This window comes from Flagellimonas beolgyonensis (assembly GCF_003992615.1).
In the GTDB taxonomy this organism is placed as follows: Bacteria; Bacteroidota; Bacteroidia; order Flavobacteriales; family Flavobacteriaceae; genus Flagellimonas; species Flagellimonas beolgyonensis.
In genome coordinates, this window is sequence record NZ_RZMY01000002.1 from 92270 (window position 1) to 110936 (window position 18667).

The 18667-nt window shown below is 44.3% G+C and carries 20 protein-coding genes; 9 read left to right on the forward strand and 11 right to left on the reverse strand.

Annotated features, from left to right (window positions below):
• The first annotated feature begins 11 nt into the window (after positions 1–11).
• Both EO131_RS00905 and EO131_RS00910 read left to right on the forward strand, forming a co-directional pair.
• Complete coding sequence (locus tag EO131_RS00905; RefSeq protein WP_127018469.1) at positions 12–1349, forward strand: hypothetical protein; 1338 nt, start codon at positions 12–14, stop codon at positions 1347–1349.
• 3 nt (positions 1350–1352) lie between these two features.
• On the forward strand, positions 1353–1709 hold the full coding sequence (locus tag EO131_RS00910) for a DoxX family protein (protein ID WP_127018470.1): 357 nt from the start codon (positions 1353–1355) through the stop codon (positions 1707–1709).
• Here EO131_RS00910 and EO131_RS00915 read toward each other — a convergent pair.
• A complete protein-coding gene (locus EO131_RS00915; protein WP_127018471.1) occupies positions 1701–2117 on the reverse strand; it encodes a hypothetical protein in 417 nt (138 codons plus the stop codon). The two genes, EO131_RS00910 and EO131_RS00915, sit on opposite strands and share 9 nt — an antisense overlap.
• A complete protein-coding gene (locus EO131_RS00920; protein ID WP_127018472.1) occupies positions 2110–2688 on the reverse strand; it encodes an RNA polymerase sigma factor in 579 nt (192 codons plus the stop codon). The genes EO131_RS00915 and EO131_RS00920 overlap by 8 nt, the downstream gene beginning before the upstream one ends.
• 133 nt (positions 2689–2821) lie before the next feature.
• On the opposite strand from EO131_RS00920, the gene EO131_RS00925 reads away from it, so the two are divergent.
• Complete coding sequence (locus tag EO131_RS00925) at positions 2822–3175, forward strand: DUF6249 domain-containing protein (RefSeq protein WP_127018473.1); 354 nt, start codon at positions 2822–2824, stop codon at positions 3173–3175.
• Positions 3176–3190: 15 nt separating this feature from the next.
• Positions 3191–3868, forward strand: coding sequence for an MOSC domain-containing protein (locus EO131_RS00930; RefSeq protein ID WP_241243757.1), 678 nt, complete (start codon positions 3191–3193; stop codon positions 3866–3868).
• Positions 3869–3918: 50 nt separating this feature from the next.
• On the opposite strand, the gene EO131_RS00935 is transcribed toward EO131_RS00930, so the two are convergent.
• Entirely contained in the window at positions 3919–4296 is a 378-nt protein-coding gene (locus EO131_RS00935) for a hypothetical protein (RefSeq protein ID WP_127018474.1), read from the reverse strand.
• Between the two features lie 212 nt (positions 4297–4508).
• On the opposite strand from EO131_RS00935, the gene EO131_RS00940 reads away from it, so the two are divergent.
• Positions 4509–5378, forward strand: coding sequence for an AraC family transcriptional regulator (locus EO131_RS00940; RefSeq protein ID WP_127018490.1), 870 nt, complete (start codon positions 4509–4511; stop codon positions 5376–5378).
• Between the two features lie 7 nt (positions 5379–5385).
• Here the strand turns inward: EO131_RS00940 and EO131_RS00945 are convergent, their stop codons facing one another.
• Positions 5386–6168, reverse strand: coding sequence for a S1/P1 nuclease (locus tag EO131_RS00945; RefSeq protein WP_127018475.1), 783 nt, complete (start codon positions 6166–6168; stop codon positions 5386–5388).
• 145 nt (positions 6169–6313) lie between these two features.
• Here EO131_RS00945 and EO131_RS00950 point away from each other — a divergent pair, with 145 nt between their 5' ends.
• From EO131_RS00950 to EO131_RS00960, 3 genes are all read left to right on the forward strand, one after another.
• A complete protein-coding gene (locus EO131_RS00950) occupies positions 6314–8515 on the forward strand; it encodes a DUF5916 domain-containing protein (protein WP_127018476.1) in 2202 nt (733 codons plus the stop codon).
• 287 nt (positions 8516–8802) lie between these two features.
• A complete protein-coding gene (locus EO131_RS00955; protein ID WP_127018477.1) occupies positions 8803–10065 on the forward strand; it encodes a DUF819 family protein in 1263 nt (420 codons plus the stop codon).
• A gap of 44 nt (positions 10066–10109) precedes the next feature.
• Positions 10110–10808, forward strand: coding sequence for a DUF4369 domain-containing protein (locus EO131_RS00960; protein ID WP_241243758.1), 699 nt, complete (start codon positions 10110–10112; stop codon positions 10806–10808).
• Here EO131_RS00960 and EO131_RS00965 read toward each other — a convergent pair whose 3' ends face one another.
• From EO131_RS00965 to EO131_RS17060, 7 genes are read right to left on the reverse strand one after another with little or no spacing between them, the layout of a single operon-like run.
• Entirely contained in the window at positions 10809–11081 is a 273-nt protein-coding gene (locus tag EO131_RS00965) for a hypothetical protein (protein WP_127018479.1), read from the reverse strand.
• Positions 11082–11106: 25 nt separating this feature from the next.
• Entirely contained in the window at positions 11107–12075 is a 969-nt protein-coding gene (locus EO131_RS00970) for a type I phosphomannose isomerase catalytic subunit (RefSeq protein WP_127018480.1), read from the reverse strand.
• The gene (locus tag EO131_RS00975; RefSeq protein WP_127018481.1) at positions 12075–12482 is read right to left on the reverse strand and encodes a 6-pyruvoyl trahydropterin synthase family protein; all 408 of its coding nucleotides are present in this window, start codon (positions 12480–12482) and stop codon (positions 12075–12077) included. Before EO131_RS00975 ends, EO131_RS00970 begins: the two co-directional genes overlap by 1 nt.
• Positions 12479–13012 (reverse strand): isopentenyl-diphosphate Delta-isomerase, encoded by a 534-nt coding sequence (idi, locus tag EO131_RS00980; RefSeq protein WP_127018482.1) that lies wholly within the window; start codon positions 13010–13012, stop codon positions 12479–12481. Before idi ends, EO131_RS00975 begins: the two co-directional genes overlap by 4 nt.
• A gap of 57 nt (positions 13013–13069) precedes the next feature.
• A complete protein-coding gene (locus EO131_RS00985; protein ID WP_127018483.1) occupies positions 13070–14029 on the reverse strand; it encodes a PorP/SprF family type IX secretion system membrane protein in 960 nt (319 codons plus the stop codon).
• A 1-nt stretch (position 14030) separates the two neighbouring features.
• Positions 14031–16052 (reverse strand): T9SS type B sorting domain-containing protein, encoded by a 2022-nt coding sequence (locus EO131_RS00990; RefSeq protein ID WP_127018484.1) that lies wholly within the window; start codon positions 16050–16052, stop codon positions 14031–14033.
• Between the two features lie 22 nt (positions 16053–16074).
• On the reverse strand, positions 16075–18264 hold the full coding sequence (locus tag EO131_RS17060; RefSeq protein WP_164731579.1) for a beta strand repeat-containing protein: 2190 nt from the start codon (positions 18262–18264) through the stop codon (positions 16075–16077).
• A gap of 127 nt (positions 18265–18391) precedes the next feature.
• On the opposite strand from EO131_RS17060, the gene EO131_RS17240 reads away from it, so the two are divergent.
• Positions 18392–18667: hypothetical protein (locus EO131_RS17240; protein ID WP_206512833.1), on the forward strand; the 276-nt coding region annotated here is incomplete at its 3' end.

Consider the following 18667-nt stretch of genomic DNA (forward strand, 5'->3'; position numbering starts at 1 on the left):
TCAAACCAACCTTGGAAAACAACGATTACAAAAGTCCATCGTTTAAAAAACTGTTGGATTCCCTACAGCAGCAAAGCTGGGAGTTGGAGCTCATCATCTCGGGTTTTGCGATTTTCGGGCTCTTTACCGCCTACGAGCCGCTTCGAATAGAAATGGTGAACGCGGAGAACGAACAGCAGATCTATCGTTTTGTAGCGTATTTTATTCTGCATATTGCTTCTTCGATCTTGTTGTTCAATTTGCTGCTCCACGTTATTTTAAGGGGGTTGTGGATTGGTTCGTTGGGGCTTCGGTATGTCTCCGGGGATATCGAATTTGACAAGCTACGCTACGCCCCACGTTTTACCAATTACCTCAAAAAACGCATCGTTTCCTTTGACCGCTACATTGCCAATCTGGAGAATTATTGTAGTGTGTTGTTTGCCATCTCCTTTTTGTTGATTTTTTATGTGCTGGCCATGACCATGATTATCCTGTCCATTGTTTTGGTGGCCAGTTTTATCATTGAAGGGGATTGGTTACCGGAACGTTTGGGCAGTATTCTGGGGGCATTGCTTATTGTGTTCATTGTCATAGGCATGTTTTTAACGTTTATCGACTTTATAACCCAAGGGCTTTTAAAAAGGAACAAATGGGTGGCCAAGTTCTATTTTCCGATATATTGGGTGTTCAGTTTTTTAACCCTTTCCTTTTTGTACCGACCTCTGGTCTACAATTTTTTGGACAACCGCTTTGGAAAGCGGTTGATCCTGTTGCTCGCTCCCATCTACCTGGCCATTTTGGTCATTACCAGTTTTGAATACCGCAATTCCAACTATTTGGAAAAGGAATTGAAGTCCTCAAGCATCTTTGCCAATAGGGAAAATTATTTGGACATGCTTACGAAGGACAGCGATTTTCCAGGGGAGGTGGTCATCCCCTCCAAAGTGATCACCAAATCGTATTTGAACATTTTCATTCCGTTTTCTGAAAATATTGAGGAGCGTATTTTCCTTTACAACGATTCCCTTCGACCCAAAACCGATCGTAGGGGCCTCACCTCCAGCATTAAAATAAACACCAATTGGGGCGATGAAATTACCAGTGCTCGGCAGAAGGATAGTATTCGCCGCGTTTATCTAAGAACATTCAATGAAATCTATTCCTTCAAAATTGATTCGTTACCAATGGATGAAAATTTTATTTTGACCACAGGACCCAAGAAGTTATTGGGATTCGAAACCAACTTGAACATTTCGAAATTGGAAGAAGGCAAACACGTGCTGCGATTACGACGCAAGCGACGGGAAAAAGACACTATTGTAACTGTAACTTCGGCCGTTATTCCCTTTTGGAGCTTTAAAGATTGATCTATGGCGCCTTGGCATTTGTACTTGATGGCTGGAATTTATGTATTGGCGGGGTTTATGCATTTCATCAAACCTAGGATGTATGAACGCATCATGCCCAATTATCTACCATTTCCGAAAACCTTGGTGTACCTCAGCGGAATCGTTGAAATAGTTTTGGGTTTTGCGTTATGCTTTGAAGCTACAAGAACCTTGGCCATATTTGGCATTATTTTGATGCTGGCTGCGTTCTTGTCCGTGCATTTTTATATGTTGACCGACAAAAAAGCGGCCATGGGATTGCCCAAATGGGTTTTGATCCTGCGAATTCCCTTGCAGTTTGGGCTGATGTATTGGGCCTACTCATACACACTACTTTAATATAAGATCCTGTTCCAACTGTTTTTTGAGCCAAGGCAGCTGCACAAAAAATAGGACTCCGAACAAAAGTACGGCATACAAAAGCACGTTGGAAGAGGTGTACTGTTCCATCCAACTCCAAATGGGTTGGAAATTGGGCTCCCATTGCAGCTGATCGAACCAGCCCTCGGTAGATTGCCCACCGAATTTGAGCACCACAAAAGCCATCAATGCGGCAAATGCAATGAAGACCCCCACTAAAACCGGTTTGGACAACAAAGGTTTGTACTGGTATACCGCTTTGGCGGATTCAGTCTCAATTTTTTGCAAAATGTTTGCAGTAAAGTCTTTGGATGGGGATTCCAAGGGAGCTTCGCCCATGATCCTGTCCAAAAATTCTTCCCATTTTTTATCTTCTTGCTTATCCATTGTTATCAAGCATTTCTCGTTCCATACTTTGTTCCATGGTCGCGGCCAGCTTTTTTCGGGCCCGAAACAGTCTTACTTTGATGGTATTCACGGAAAGTCCCAAGGTCTTCTCCATTTCCACCAAGTTTTTCTCTTCAAAATAGAAGAGGGTGATCACTGCGGCATCCTCTGCCGGTAGTTTGGCCAAACAGGCATTGATCAATGCCGTGCGCTCGGCTTGCATCATTTTGTCCAATGCGTCGTCCAGTTCGGAAAAAGCAACCTCCTTAATGTAATCCACATCTACATGCAAACGCTCTTTTTTATATTTTTTGATGCGATCTAGGCAGGTATTGTATGCGATGCGATACACCCAAGTGGACACCTTGGAATCTCCTTTAAAGGTTTCCAGTGCATTGAATATTTTAATGAACGTATCCTGAGCTGCCTCCTCCGCTTCGTCCCTATTTCCCAATAACCGCAAGGCCAAGGTGAAGACCAAATCTTTATATTGGTCCACAAAAACGGAATAGGCCCGGGTATTCCCTCGACGTATTTCCGAAATCAGTTCTTGTTCCTTGTTGGTCAGCATTGCACATTGGACGCCAAATGTTCCCCGGAGGTTACCGAAAATCCATTTTTTATAAAATTATGTAACCTGGTGCAATAAACCATCGTCATAGGCTATGAACAAATTAATTGAATAATCATTAAAACGAATTGTCATGGGATCTGAAGTAATCATTTTACCAGTAATTTTTGGGGTCATCTTCGCGATTGCCTACCTCTATTTTTCAACACGAAACAAAGAACGCTTGGCCTTGATCGAAAAAGGGGCCGATGCCAGCATCTTTGTCCGCGGAAAGCGGGATGCCGCCGCTCCTTTCTGGAAAGTTGTCATTTTGAACATTGCCTTGTTGCTCATCGGTATCGGAACGGCCATCTTTGTAGCGTCCATATTGGTGTACAGCTTTGGAGTAGAAGAGGAAGTAGCTTATCCAGGTACCATCTTCTTGTTGGCAGGTGTTGGGCTTTTGGTTGGTTTTACAATGACCAAGCGCTTGGAAAAAGAGGATTAATCCTAAAAAAACAAAATGGGAACCACCGCCTACCGCGGTGGTTTTTTTATTTTTGGTACTATGAAAGTTATCTCCACCAATCTCGGCCAGTCTACAACCATCTCTTGGAATGGAGAAGAGACCACGACCGGCATATACAAATATCCTGTAAACGAACCACTTTTTCTTGACTCGCAACAAGTGACCAAGGACACAATTGCCGACCTAAAAGTACATGGTGGTGAATTTAAGGCGTGCTATCTGTTCTCGGCCGACCACTATGCATATTGGAAGGAAAAATATCCGGATTTGGACTGGGATTGGGGCATGTTTGGGGAAAACCTCACTGTGGAAGGTTTGGATGAAACCTCGTTAAGGGTGGGCAACATCTACAAAATTGGTACAGCCTTGGTTCAGGTTACCCAGCCCAGGGAACCCTGTTATAAATTGGGCATCCGTTTTGGCAACCAAGGCATTTTAAAGGAATTTATCGAGCATGGCCATCCTGGCACTTATGTTCGTGTTTTGGAAAAGGGACAGGTGACCAAGGGTGATGAACTGCAATTAGTGGAAACTGCCAAAACACCACTGACGGTACAACAACTGTACAGATTGATCGTTGCCAGGGACAAAGACAAAGTTCACCTTCAATGGGCCGTGGAAAATGAAGCCATTCCTCTAGGCAAAAGGGAGAAACTAAAGAAATACGCATAAAAAAAGGGGGCCTCTCGACCCCCAATGCACATAAAAATTAACTAAACAAACTATCTTACCTCCATAGTTTCTTTGTAGGTACCAAATTTGTCCACTACAACTATGGTATATTTACCTTCATAGGCCTTCTCAAAGTTGAATGCTTTTTCAACAACCACTTCACCATCGATGGCCTCGTCGAATACCAATCTTTTTTGTTCATCATATACTTTAAGAAGCACTTTCCCTTGGGAAACGTTCAAAAGGTTCATCATTACTTTCTGACCTTTTTTCACAAATACGGGGTCAAGGTTTACCTTAACAAGGTTCTTTTCCACTTCGTATTTGGCAGCACCTTTTTTACCAAAATCGGCTGCATCTGTGTTCGCCAACCCGATTGCACTTACCAAAAGGGCCGCTGCTACTGTTAAATTCTTTACTGATTTCATAACTCAAGCTTTTTTTAAGATTACGATACAAATGTATGGTGCAATGAGGGACAGGAACACCACTCGATTTTCCAGTTTATGTGCAATTTTAACCATTTCGAGGTGTTAAAAACTCTTAAATGGTAAAATACCATATATTTGTGGTAATTTTGTAGATATAACCACTCCTTGAACCACCCTAACTTTACAGTACAAAACAAAAAATGGCACAAATGATTCAAAAACCGGCATTTGAAGCAATTGCACCTAGTTTTGGGCACTCATTCACTTTTCAGAAATTCAATGAAAACAATGAGAACAAAAACAATGGTTGGCATTACCACCCCGAATTGGAGTTGGTGTACGTGAACGGTGGGTCCGGTAAAAGACAGATAGGCAGCCATGTGTCCTATTATAGGAACGGAGACTTAATACTGATTGGTTCCAATTTGCCCCATTGCGGGTTTACCGATAAACTCACCGGAAACAAAAGTGAGACCCTGATACAGATGAAAGCGGATTTTTTGGGCAGTGATTTTTTCAACATCCCAGAAATGAAGAACATCCAAAAACTGTTTGAAGTGGCCAAAGGAGGTATTGCGTTTTATGGCAAGACCAAGATGAAGGTGGGCGAAAAAATGGAGATATTGGAATATCAGACCGATTTTCAACGCTTATTGTCCATTCTTAATATATTGAACCAACTGGCCACCTCGGATGAGATGCACGTATTGAATGCGGAAGGATTTTCCCTGGAAACGGAGGTGAAGGACAACGATAGGATCAATATAGTGTTCAACCACGTAAAGGCCCATTTTAAGGAAGACATCAGTTTGGAGCAAATTTCCGATATGGTCAGCATGACGGTACCTTCCTTTTGTAGGTACTTTAAAAAAATCACCAATAAAACGTTTACGCAATTTGTAAATGAATACCGATTGGTGCATGCTTCCAAATTATTGGCCGAACAGCCCATCAGTATAACACAGGTTTGCTACGATAGTGGATTCAACAATTTTTCCCACTTCAACAAGTCCTTCAAAGCATTTACCGGACAAAATCCTTCAGAGTACCGCAACCAATTGAAAACGGTTTTGCAATAGGGGAATATCAATCAAAAAGATCGTTTAGCACCTTGGCCAAACGCAATCCACCTTTTTGGAGTTGTTGGAACAAGAGGTCGTTGTAGTCATAGGTGTATCGGTAACCCAATTTTTCACCTACTTTGACCGAATCATACAATTCGCCGCAAATTTTGTGCGATTCGTCCACCCAGTCGTAAATGGTGCCTGCTTGAATTTGCTTGCGCTCCTTTTTTGAAACCCTGTCCAATTCGGAAGCCAACTCTGTATAGGTCATGCCATAGGATTCTATTAAATCCCTGTCCCAAACACGGTGCAGGTTACTCCCTTGGCCAAACCATTGTACTTGAATATCGTTGCCGCCTTTATCCTCTGCCCTACTGGCATGCATGGGCTGGTGCAGATCTCCTATAAGATGGATCAGCATTTTTAAGTGGAACACCCTATCTTTCCTGCTTCTATTTTCGTCTTTCACTACCGCCTTACATTCCTCGATTGCCATAATAATATCGCCATATTTGCTTTTCTCAGAATCTTCATAACGCATACCCAACGGGTAGTTCACATAATGCCAGGCGGAATACTTGGAAAAAGCACGGTCTGCCTTAATATCATCGGCATAAGTAGATACAAAAGCCAGGCTATGGCCATCCAATAAATCATTCAATGCTCTTTTTGCCTTGCCGTTCAAATGATTTTGTGCAATTTGTCCCGTTACACGGTGTCCTCTTTTGCTCCAAACGGTATTGCCAAAGTTGAGCATGGGCACCAAAAGAAAAAGTATCAGGATTTTTTTTAAAGGATGATTCATAGTTTTTGCTTGTAAAGGGTTTCCAAAAAGGTGTTCAAGCTACAAATTTTCCATTTCATTTTACCAAAGAACAAATGCATGCTGTTTTTTGGGATTTTTTTAACTATCTATCTTGTACTTTTGAAAAACCGACTAAACTGAACCAATGCCTTTTTTCCGTTATGTAGTTGTTCTACTACTACTACTTCCTATTGCGCTCTTTGCGCAAGAAGACCAAAAAACCTTCACGGTACGTTATACCAACGACATACTAAAAATTGATGGTATTCTCGACGAACCCATTTGGGAGATGGCGGAAAGCGCCGGTGCTTTTCATCAGTATTTTCCATCGGATACCACCTTGGCCGCACAGCAGACCGATATTCGAATGCTGTACAACAATACCACCTTATATATTGCGATCAAACTGAACACGGAAGGGGACGACTATGTGATTCCCTCCTTGCAAAGGGATTACAGGGCTGGTGGCAACGACAACATCAGCTTACTGTTCGATACCTTCAATGATGGTACCAATGCCTTCCTTTTCGGGATGAACCCGTATGGTGTTCGCAGGGAAGCCTTGATTTCCAACGGAGGTTCTGGTCGGGATAATTTCACTACCTCCTGGGACGTAAAATGGCAAGGGGAAACCAAGTTATATGATGGTTATTATGTATGTGAAATTGCCATTCCACTTACCTCCTTTAAATTTAAACAGGGGGAGACCAAGTGGCGGTTCAACAGTTACCGGTTCGATATGCAGACCAACGAGACCAGTACCTGGATCAAAATACCTCAAAACCAATTGATCTACAGCTTGGCCTTTATGGGCGATATGGTCTTTGAAAAGCCTTTGGGAAAATCAAGGACGCCCTTGGCCCTAATCCCTTATACAACAGGACTTATCAGCAAGGATTTTGAGACCGATGCCAGCGAAAGTAAAATTAATTTTGGCGGTGACGCCAAAGTATCCATTGGCAACGGAATGAACCTTGATGTGACCATCAACCCCGATTTTTCAAACGTAGAAGTGGACAATTTGGTGGTAAACCTGAGCCGATTCGAAATTTCGTTACCAGAAAGAAGACAATTTTTTATTGATAACAGTGACCTCTTTGGATCTTTTGGCAGCCAACGGGATGCCAACCCCTTTTTCTCCAGAAGGATAGGAATTGCTGAAAATTTGGATGGAGAGACGATTCAAAATGGAATTATTGGTGGGGTTAGGCTCAGTGGAAAACTTACCGAAGATTGGCGTATGGGGTTATTGGCCATACAAACGGAAGCGGACGAAGCCAACGAAATAGCGAGCAACAACAATACGGTACTTGCATTTCAAAAGAAAATGTTTGCTCGATCCAATCTCAGTTTCTTATTTGTGAACCGTCAAACCTTTGACGAATATGATTTTTTGGAAGAGACCGATCGTTACAACCGTGTGGTCGGATTGGATTATAATCTAGCTTCCGCCAACAACACATGGTTTGGGAAATTTTACTACCACCAGGCCTTTGCCCACGACATAGGTAGCAGAAATGCTTCAGGAGGTTTCAACCTACAGTATAATTCACGCTATCTCAATTTTGGATTGAACAGCAACTTTGTAGGCAATGATTTTCGTTCCGATTTGGGGTTTGTGCGCAGACAGGACATTGTGGCGGCAAGACCATTTGTGGAAATCAATTTTTGGCCTACAAGGGGCAAATTGAATTCCCACGGGTTTCGATTCAATCCAAATGCCATTTGGAGACCTACCTTGGATTATCAAAATACGGACTATAACATCTTTAGTTCATGGCAGGCTAAATTCAAGTCGCAAGAAGAAATCGCTGTCCGCTTATTTAACAGGTATACTTTCCTCACCGATCCCTTCGATCCTACAGGCACGGATGGAGGCACTGAATTGCCCGGCGATGTCGGCTATCATTATACCAGTTACGAAGTATCGTTCCAAAGTGATAGACGAAGGGTATTTTCCTATTCCTTGGAACCGGGATATGGCGATTTTTACAACGGAACCCGATTTGTGTTCGAAGGCGATTTGAGCCTTCGTTTACAGCCCACCGTATTTATTTCCATGGGGGTGAATTACAACAGCATAAAGTTACCGGAACCGTATGAAAGTGCAGATCTATGGTTGATCAGCCCTAGAATCAATATCACTTTCAATAAGTCTGTTTTCTGGTCCACCTTGGTACAATACAGCAACCAATTGGACAATTTGGGCTTCAATTCGCGACTGCAATGGCGATTTGCTCCATTGTCAGACCTCTTTTTGGTGTACAACGACAATTACTTTGTAAATTCTTTTATGCCCCGAAATCGGTCCATCAACCTAAAATTGACGTATTGGTTGAATATTTGATTTATCTTGTTAGACATGAAACCTTAAAACTTTTCTAACTAAAAAAACACAAATCATTTCAATGAAAAAAGTATTTGTCTTATTGGTTCTTTTATCAGCAATAGTTTTAAATGCCTGCACCACAGAATGCGATTGTGAGGTAAAAAAGGATGGAACAATTGAATGTCCCTGCTAAATACTGCATCAGCGATCATAACAAATACCAAACTATTCCCATTACGGAAATGACCTCAGAGATGGTCTTACCCTTTTGATTTTCCTATATTTGAGCTTCTAGCTTAAAAAAAATGGACCGACTACCCTTTACTGAAGACACCGTAATCTTCGGCCTCCTTTGCCTTTGTTTGGGCTTTGTTTTTTATACCTCATCCATTAAAACCGGGTTTTGGGGCAAGTTCTACAATATAGTACCTACGGTTCTCATGTGTTATTTGCTACCTGCCATCTTGGCCAGTGTTGGTATTATTGATGAATCGTCCTCCAACACGTATTATGTGGCCAGCAGGTATTTATTGCCCGCAGCATTGATTTTAATGACGTTGAGCATCGACCTCAAGGCCATCCTGAATTTGGGCTCCAAGGCCCTGATCATGTTCTTGACCGGAACTGCTGGTATCATTATCGGTGGGCCCTTGGCCATTTTGATCGTTTCCATCTTTTCCCCGGAAACTGTTGGCGGGGTGGGTCCCGATGCGGTTTGGCGTGGACTTGCCACCATTGCGGGCAGTTGGATCGGAGGTGGTGCCAACCAAGCGGCCATGCTCGAAGTTTTCAAATACAACCAAGAAAGTTACGGGGGTATGGTACTCATCGACATTGTAGTGGCCAACCTTTGGATGGCCGTAATACTATTGGGAGTGGGCAAGACCCAAAAAATTGATAAGTGGCTTAAAGCGGACACTTCCTCCATCGAGGATCTCAAAAAAAAGGTTTCCACCTACACGGAGAAAATTGCACGGGTCACCTCTTTGAAAGATTTTATTATGATGCTGTTTTACGCCTTTGTGGGTGTTGGTCTGGCCCATTTTTTAGGTCATCATTTTGCCAATTTTCTTCAAGACAATTTCGAGGTCATTCGAAATCCCCAGAAAATATTGTCCTCCTTGGGCTCCGAGTTTTTATGGATGGTGGTCATTGCCACCCTTGTGGGCATTGGATTATCCTTCACCAAGGCCAAGGATTATGAGGGAGCAGGGGCCAGTAAGATTGGTGGGGTGTTCATCTATATTTTGGTGGCCACCATCGGTATGAAAATGGATTTGGCCAAAGTATTGGAAAATCCGGGTTTGATTGCCATTGGCCTTATTTGGATCAGTATACATGCTGGCCTGTTGATCTTGGTCGCCAAGATCATCAAAGCACCCTTCTTCTTTTTGGCGGTAGGCAGTCAGGCCAATGTGGGTGGGGCCGCATCCGCTCCCGTGGTAGCTGCGGAATTTCATCCATCCTTAACCTCCGTGGGCATTCTTTTGGCGGTTTTTGGTTACGTAGTGGGCACGGCTGGTGCTTATTTATGTGCTTTGTTGATGGAAGTGGCCTCGAAAGTTTAATTATTTCGGAAGATTATTGATATTTGCCGAGCTAAAATTTTATGATGAAAAGGATTTTGTTCGTATTGCTTTTGGGTCTGGTTGTAATTTCTTGTGGGAAGGATAGCAAGAATACTATGACGGTGACCGGAAACATCAAAGGATTGAAAAAAGGGACTCTGTACCTTCAACATTTTCAAGATTCGACCCTAGTGATCTTGGATTCCTTGGAAATAAAGGGGGATGGCAATTTCAGTTTTACCGAGGAAGTGGGCAATCCGGACATTTACTACCTATACCTTAAAAAAGAGGACAACAACGATATTAATGACCGAATCACGTTTTTTGGTGAACAGGGCACCATTACCATTAACACAGCTTGGAATACCTTCGATACCAATGTGGAAATTTCCGGTTCCAAATCGCACGCCAAAATGGAAGAGTTTTACGAAATGATGTCCAAATTCAACATTAAGGAACTCACGTTGGCCCAGCAGGCTTCATTACCGGAAGCACAGGAAGACTCCATTGTTTTGGATTCCCTGCAGCAATTGGCCGACAGGAACTTGGTCAGCCGTTACCGGTACGCCCTTAATTTTGGCTTGAACAATGGTGACTCCTACGCCACCCCTTATTTAATGGTGACCGAAGTGAGCGAGGCGAATCCAAAATATCTGGATTCCATCTACAAAGGTTTGTCCCCCGAAGTGGCTGCTTCAACCTATGGAAAGGCCTTGAAAGACCTATTGGAGGCCAACAACTAATTAACCGGCCATGCTGTTGAGTTGCTCAACAAGCTCGGTTGCCTTTACTTCCAATTCGTTTCGGATAGACTTAAAGTGGGCTTTACGGTCCTCAACATCCTTTTGATGTACCTTGTCCATAAGTTCGTCAAATACATCAATGGCTTTGTCAATAATCACGGTTCCTTCCTCTGATTCCTTGTTTCCAGAACCGGCTTCCCAGATATACACCGCTTCAATAATGTCCCCGAGCACAAAATTGATGTCTTTTTTTAAATCGCGAATACTTGGCATATCAGTGTTTTTTTTAAAGGTACTATTAAATGGTCACTTCTAAAAGTTTTACGGCTTGGGTATCCACTTTCACGTGGGTACTAGCTGCGGCCAGTAAAACAGTCTCTCCTTTTTTGATCGGTGTACTTCCCCAATCGTTGGAAATCACGGCTTCCCCGTCCACACACATATAAATGGTAAAGGAATCCCTTTTCGAGATATCTTGATGGAAGGATTTGCCCAGGTTCAAAAAATTGGTTTTGAAATAGGGACAATCCACCATTTCATTGACGGTGTCCTTTTTTTTGTCATACACCACCTTGAAATCATCCTTCTTGGCATAATCGATGGCATCCACAGCCAAGCAGGTATGCAGCTCCCTTAGGTTTCCGTCCTTATCCTTACGGTCAAAATCGTAAACGCGGTATGTAATATCCGAGGTTTGCTGGATTTCAGCCAAAAGAACGCCGGCCCCAATGGCATGTATTTTTCCTGTATTGATAAAAAAAGTATCTCCTTCCCCTACTTCCTCATAATTCAATAAATCGAGCAGGGTGCCTTCTTCCAAACTTTTGATGTATTCCTCTTTTTCCACATCCTTGTTGAAACCCACAATGAGTTGTGAGCCGGGATCAGCATCCATGATGTACCACATTTCGGTTTTTCCAAAGGAATTATGACGCTCTTTGGCCAATTCATCGTTCGGGTGCAGTTGGATGGAGAGATCTTGCTTGGCGTCGATAAACTTGATGAGTATGGGAAATTCTTCGCCAAAACGATCAACCACCTGGTTTCCTAAAACGGCCTTTGCATTTTCATTCAGCAGGCTGTTCAACGATTTCCCTTTCAAAGATCCATTGGAGACTATGGAAATATCACCGTCCACACCGGAAAGCTCCCAACTTTCACCTGTAATTTCACTGGTTATTTGTTTTCCAAGTACTTCCTTTAACTTGGTTCCACCCCAAAGCCTTTCTTTGAGTATGGGCGTAAATTTTAAAGGGTAAAATTCCATTATCCTGAATAGGTTACAAAGTTACGAGGTGTTTCGTAGAGTACAACTTCCAACTCTTTCTTGGCATCGATATGCGGCCGAAGTTTATTCCAAATCACAACGGCTATATTTTCAGCTGTTGGGTTCAAATTTTTAAATTCCGGGACATCCAAGTTTAAATTTTTGTGATCCAAGGCCTCTTCCACATGTTCCTGAATCAATTCCTTGAGAATTTTAAGGTCCATCACAAAACCTGTCTCCTGATCAATTTCACCTGTTACACTAACAATCAAATCATAGTTATGGCCATGGTATCTCGGATTGTTGCATTTACCGAAAATCTCTTGGTTTTTTTCATCGCTCCAATCGGTCCGATGTAGTCTATGTGCCGCATTAAAACTGGCCTTACGACTTGCTTTAACTCTCATTTTGATGGTGTGTTAGCAGTAATATGGTTGTAAAATCGTTCAAAGATAATCTTGAACCAAGCTGTATAGTTATCCGGGTGTTCAGCAATGTCGGATTTAATGTCCTCAGGAAGCATCCATTTCCAAGCGGCAACTTCTTCCGGATTGATATTCGGTTCTCCTTGATAGAACCCGATCATGACATGGTCGAACTCATGTTCGGTAAGCCCATTGTCGAAAGGTGCCTTGTAGATAAAGGAAAACAGTTCTTTCAAATCTGTGGAAAAGCCCATTTCTTCCATGAGCCTACGCTTTCCTGCCTGAATGTTGCTTTCCCCATCCCGTTGATGGCTACAACAGGTATTGGTCCACAAGAAGGGAGAATGGTACTTATCGCTGGCCCGTTGCTGCAGCATGGTCTCCCCTTTTTCGTTCATCACAAAAACGGAAAAAGCCCGGTGTAGCAACGCTTTTTCATGGGCTTCCATTTTTGGCATCAAACCAATGGGTTCATCCTTTTCATTGACCAAAATTACCTGTTCCTCTTTCATGAGGCAAAAATAGGACCTTTGGCCGACAATCGAATCCTGGAAGTACGGAATTTCTTTTTAAAAGAATCGCGGAGATTTCATTCTACCAATGTTTCTGAAGAAATCGTAGCGTAGAATGATTTCGAAGGAACCATCATTAAAGGTAGCAGCACCAAGTTCCGTAATCTCCCTATCGTAGGCAAGACCAACCATCATCTGATCGGACAACATAAAGCCCAACAAACCACTGAATGCAGCATCCCAACGGTAGGCTGCCCCAGCTATAAACCGTTCGTTGAACATAAAATTGGCAGATAGGTCGACCTGTATTGGCGCCCCTTGGACCACCTTGGTCAACAACGTGGGCTTGAACTTTAGAAACGGGTTCAAATCCCACACATAGCCCGTAATGAAATAATAGTTCATGAGTTCCTTTGCCGTGGACACCGAAGATGAATCAAAATGGGTAGTCTCCAATATGCGTGGAACCGAAAGGCCCACATAAAATTTATCGGTATGATAGTACACCCCAGCTCCTAAGTTGGGCGAAAATTTGTTTTGAATATCTTGCTGGGATTGCAATTGGGGATCGACCTCAAATTCATCGAGTTCGGAATAGCGAATATCCAGCATATGGGCACTTCCTTTGAGTCCAAAACTCAATCTACCTTCAAAAGAGGTTTGGATGGTATAGGAGAAATCCACATCAAAATAGGTTTCGGAAGTGGGACCAATCTTATCGTTTACTATGGAAAGACCCAATCCAACCCCACGATACCCTACTGGAGTATGTATGTTGAGGGTCTGTGTTTCCGGTGCTCCATCCAATCCGAGCCATTGGTTGCGATACAGCCCCGCGATGCTCAAATGGCCCCGGGAACCTGCATAGGCAGGGTTCACACTTACGGTATTGTACATGTATTGGGTGTACTGTGCATCCTGTTGTGCATTGGCAATTCCAGTTAAGGCCATTCCAAAGAGAACAGTCAACTTTAGTGCCTTGTTTTTCCAAAGTGTTTTTTTCACAGTAAACCTCATTTTATCTGTTAATGTATATGTAACCTGTTAACTGTTTCATGGTACCGTTCTGATCTTCATAATCGATTACGTAGAAATAGGTACCCACCGGTAATTTGTTTTCCCTGTCCACGGTAACCCTTCCCTGGGAAGTGCCATCAAAGACATTTCCACTGGAATTATATGCTCTTGTCTGGAAGACCATCACACCCCACCTATTGTATATTCTGACGGTATTATTCGGATAATTTTCGATTCCATTGATGGTTAGCACGTCGTGGATTCCATCACCGTTCGGGGTAATTACGTTGATCACGTCTATCGGCTCAACAGTGGTTTCACCCAAATCAGGATCTAGATAGTTCGGAATGCCATCTGAATCTGAATCATCGTTGGCGTAATTGCCATCTAAATCCAAATCTTCATCAATGGTTTCAATGCCATCATCATCATCGTCAGAATCCCTAAAATCAGGTATGCCATCAGAATCGGTATCCGGCATGGACAAGCTTGGATCATCGATTTCATCGTTCACATCGATATCGATTACAGTTCCACCTTCAAAACCATCGTCAAGGCCATCGTTGTCTTTATCTGAGCCAATCAGCACCACATCTGCAATACCATCTTGATCATGGTCGTGGCCTTCAACAGCATCTGGCACATTGTCATCATCACTGTCTGTATCGACATAATCTGGGATACCATCCGAATCCGTATCAACAGGTATCAAACCAACGTTCCCATCTTGCTCATAGGCATCATCCAATCCGTTGCCGTTTGCATCAGCATTGCTTGGCGGTATATAACCAAGTGCTGGTTGGGCCTCAATGTTATCCGGAATACCATCATTATCACTATCGATGTCCAAATAATCGGGAATACCATCCAAATCAGTATCGGTTGGATCGGTTGATGGATCATTATCGCCATCGGCATTTAGATCTTCAAAACTATCCACGATACCATCGTTATCGCTATCCAAGTCTGCTCCAGCCGCATTCACGATCACTGTAATGGTTGCTGTATCGCAATTGCCATTACTGTCACAAACCGTATAATCGAATGTATCCGTTCCCACAAAACCAGAATTTGGCGTATAGGTAATGTTATCATCCGAAGGATTGTTCACTGTACCATTATCATTCAAAACCACTATTCCGTTGGATGGATTGGTGGCAACGATTGTGCCCGACGTGGGTATATCATTGTCGTTGGCAAGCCATGAAATGACAGCAGCAACACCAGTATCGGTAGAAACCGAATCATCAAGGGTGTCCACTATTGGAAGTACATCCACAGTTACCGTTGCGGTACTACAATCTCCCAGTGCATTACAAACTGTATAGTCGAAACTATCGTTACCATTATAATCCGCATTGGGTGAATAGGTCACCAAATCATCCGAAGGATCGTTCGGGGTCCCATTATCATTAACGGAAACCGATCCATTGGTAGGTCCGGTTATGGTAAGCGTTCCAGTGGTAGGAAGGTCACTATCATTGACAAAGATGGGGACTAGGATGGATTCATCTTCATTCACAGCTATCAAATCGTCCACCAAGTTTGCTGCCTGGGTCATACAAACTACTGTAAAACGAGGCAGGTCACTACTGTTTCCCGCTTTGGTTATGGTTGCCACATATCTTGCAACTGTCTGTGTACTGATCACAGTTGGTCGGGTTTGGTCGCCACTTAAGGCTGGACTCCAAGCTACGGTGGCCCCTGCCGGAATGCTAGCTGAAATATCCAAGGTCACTTCATTATTTGGCGCCTGGCAATCAGTTAGGATAAAGTACCCCGTGGCGTTTGATCCACAAAGCGTGCCATCATAGGTTGCGAAATAAACACCAGGTTGGGTAGCTTCGTAAAAGGAATTGGTTCCCAGAACAGTACCAGTGTCCGAAGCTTCATACCATCGATAATTGGTTTCATCACCTGTATTGGGTGCTTGCAACAAAAACTGTGCATTTACGAAGCCTGTTCCAACAAAAAGAAGGAACAAACTGATACGAAGCGACCTATGTAGGGTTGTTAATTTCAAATCTTTGAATCTTAGTCCATAATTATTTTACCACAAACACCACATTGATCAATGCATTATAATCCGCAGGCTGACCTACAATATCGTAGGTAAGAACCCCGCTTGCATCGATGCTCATATTGGCAAAAACGGATGGATTGGCATAGGTCACATAATAATATAAATCCGTTGCATTGTATGTTGGTACGGCTGCAGGTGCACCTGCACTGGCTACGGCCGGTGTACCATATTGTGCTATATACTGCGAGTATAGGTTAACCGTAAATCCAGTTCCATTGGTAGATGCATCAATAGCAATTGAAGGTGGATAGAAAATACGTGCCGCTTTTGCCGTAATTGGGGCAATAGCTTGAATTACATCTTCCACAGTCGCTTCAGTGGCACCATCGCCATCAACATCTACTGGGGTATCCGAATTTACTTCAGAAGCAGCTTGATCATCAGTTCCATCGAATGCCGTTGTTGTGCCATCTTCCGAGGTGTACGTATAGGTAACACTATCGGCTGTTGCCAGTGTGGTAACCGTTTCGTTGATATCCACCGCAACGATTCCCGGTTCAGAAATTGTTGCTATTCTGTTACCCGCAACAGTATTTGTTACGCTAACATCATCATCGCTCACAGCGGCAAGCTCGGCGTCCGTGGCGAACACACCGTCAAGGTCCTGGCTCAACGTGCCCCCGCCGTCGGTAACGGTGATGGAGGTGCCGCTAAGGCCCACTGCCGTGTTGTACTCGTTGCCCACGTTGGTGTCCGCATCCGCGGCGATGTGTGCCGCTATGTCAGAGGCATTTGTCGCAATATCACTGGTGTTCGTTGCAATATTGGTTGCGTTCGTTGAGATATCAGACGTATTGGTCGCGATGTCGCTGGTGTTCGTTGCGATGTTCGTCGTGTTCGTGGCGATGTTGGTCGCATTTGTTGAGATATTGCTTGTATTGGTCGCAATGTTGGTTGCATTGGTGGCAATATCACTTGTGTTGGTCGCAATGTTGGTCGCATTGGTTGAGATATTGCTTGTATTTGTGGCAATATCGGATGTGTTCGTTGCGATGTTGGTCGCATTGGTCGCAATGTCACTGGTGTTCGTTGCTATGTTCGCCGCGTTCGTTGAGATGTCGCTTGTGTTTGTTGCGATATTGGTTGCATTGGTCGCAATATCGGATGTGTTGGTGGCGATGTTGGCCGCATTGGCCGATACACCCGCACTGTCGTCAAGGTCGCTCAGGTCAACGGTAACGTCCGTTGTCCCTTCGCTGATCGTCAATATGTTGGTCGGGGCGTCAAGCACCGCACCGGTGATGTCGTCATCAGTGGCAGCAGCCAGCTCTGCGTCCGTGGCGAACACACCGTCAAGGTCCTGGCTCAACGTGCCCCCGCCGTCGGAAACGGTGATGGAGGTGCCGCTTAGGCCCACTGCCGTGTTGTACTCGTTGCCCACGTTGGTGTCCGCATCGGCGGCGATGTGCGTAGCGATATCGGAGGCGTTGGTGGCAATGTCGCTAGTGTTCGTTGCTATGTTCGCAGCGTTTGTCGATATATTGCTTGTATTCGTCGCGATGTCACTGGTGTTGGTAGCGATATTGGTCGAATTGGTCGCAATGTCGCTCGTGTTCGTGGCGATGTTCGTCGCGTTCGTCGAGATATTGGTTGCATTGGTCGCAATGTCGCTCGTGTTCGTGGCGATGTTCGTCGCGTTCGTCGAGATATTGGTTGCATTGGTCGCAATGTCGCTCGTGTTCGTTGCGATATTGGTCGCGTTCGTTGCAATATCACTTGTATTGGTAGCGATATCGCTCGTGTTCGTGGCGATGTTGGTCGCATTGGTGGCAATATCGGATGTGTTCGTAGCGATGTTCGTCGCGTTCGTTGCTATATCGCTCGTATTCGTTGCGATGTTGGTCGCATTGGTTGAGATATCACTAGTGTTGGTCGCGATGTCATTGGTGTTCGTTGCAATGTTGGTGGCATTGGTTGAGATATTGGTCGCATTGGTGGCAATATCACTTGTGTTGGTTGCGATGTCGCTGGTGTTCGTTGCGATGTTGGCCGCGTTGGCCGATACCCCGGCGCTGTCGTCAAGGTCGCTCAGGTCAACGGTGACGTCCGTGGTGCCCTCGCTGATCGTCAATATGTTGGTCGGTGCGTCAAGCACCGCACCGGTGATGTCGTCGTCGCTCGCGGCGGCAAGCTCGGCGTCCGTGGCGAACACGCCGTCAAGGTCCTGGCTCAACGTGCCCCCACCGTCGGTGACCGTGATAGAGGTACCGCTCAGGCCGACCGCCGTGTTGTACTCGTTGCCCACGTTGGTGTCCGCATCCACGGCCACGTGCGCGGCAATGTCAGAGGCATTTGTCGCAATGTCACTTGAATTGTTCGCAATGTCGCTCGTGTTCGTTGATATATTGGTTGCGTTCGTTGAGATATTTGTCGCGTTGGTCGCGATGTCGCTCGTGTTCGTGGTGATGTTGGTCGCATTGGTTGAGATATCACTAGTGTTGGTCGCGATATCGCTTGCGTTGGTCGCAATGTTGGTCGCATTGTTTGAGATGTTGCTTGTATTGGTAGCAATATCACTTGTATTCGTGGCGATGTTGGTCGCATTGGTTGAGATA

Excerpts from the sequence above, each read along its gene's own strand:
- EO131_RS00910 (WP_127018470.1), top strand. The coding sequence starts at position 1,353 with ATGGCGCCTTGGCATTTGTACTTGATGGCTGGAATTTATGTATTGGCG.
- EO131_RS00915 (WP_127018471.1), bottom strand. The coding sequence starts at position 2,117 with ATGGATAAGCAAGAAGATAAAAAATGGGAAGAATTTTTGGACAGGATC.
- EO131_RS00920 (WP_127018472.1), bottom strand. The coding sequence starts at position 2,688 with ATGCTGACCAACAAGGAACAAGAACTGATTTCGGAAATACGTCGAGGG.
- EO131_RS00925 (WP_127018473.1), top strand. The coding sequence starts at position 2,822 with ATGGGATCTGAAGTAATCATTTTACCAGTAATTTTTGGGGTCATCTTC.
- EO131_RS00930 (WP_241243757.1), top strand. The coding sequence starts at position 3,191 with ATGGGAACCACCGCCTACCGCGGTGGTTTTTTTATTTTTGGTACTATG.
- EO131_RS00935 (WP_127018474.1), bottom strand. The coding sequence starts at position 4,296 with ATGAAATCAGTAAAGAATTTAACAGTAGCAGCGGCCCTTTTGGTAAGT.
- EO131_RS00940 (WP_127018490.1), top strand. The coding sequence starts at position 4,509 with ATGATTCAAAAACCGGCATTTGAAGCAATTGCACCTAGTTTTGGGCAC.
- EO131_RS00945 (WP_127018475.1), bottom strand. The coding sequence starts at position 6,168 with ATGAATCATCCTTTAAAAAAAATCCTGATACTTTTTCTTTTGGTGCCC.
- EO131_RS00950 (WP_127018476.1), top strand. The coding sequence starts at position 6,314 with ATGCCTTTTTTCCGTTATGTAGTTGTTCTACTACTACTACTTCCTATT.
- EO131_RS00955 (WP_127018477.1), top strand. The coding sequence starts at position 8,803 with ATGGACCGACTACCCTTTACTGAAGACACCGTAATCTTCGGCCTCCTT.
- EO131_RS00960 (WP_241243758.1), top strand. The coding sequence starts at position 10,110 with ATGAAAAGGATTTTGTTCGTATTGCTTTTGGGTCTGGTTGTAATTTCT.
- EO131_RS00965 (WP_127018479.1), bottom strand. The coding sequence starts at position 11,081 with ATGCCAAGTATTCGCGATTTAAAAAAAGACATCAATTTTGTGCTCGGG.
- EO131_RS00970 (WP_127018480.1), bottom strand. The coding sequence starts at position 12,075 with ATGGAATTTTACCCTTTAAAATTTACGCCCATACTCAAAGAAAGGCTT.
- EO131_RS00975 (WP_127018481.1), bottom strand. The coding sequence starts at position 12,482 with ATGAGAGTTAAAGCAAGTCGTAAGGCCAGTTTTAATGCGGCACATAGA.
- idi (WP_127018482.1), bottom strand. The coding sequence starts at position 13,012 with ATGAAAGAGGAACAGGTAATTTTGGTCAATGAAAAGGATGAACCCATT.
- EO131_RS00985 (WP_127018483.1), bottom strand. The coding sequence starts at position 14,029 with ATGAGGTTTACTGTGAAAAAAACACTTTGGAAAAACAAGGCACTAAAG.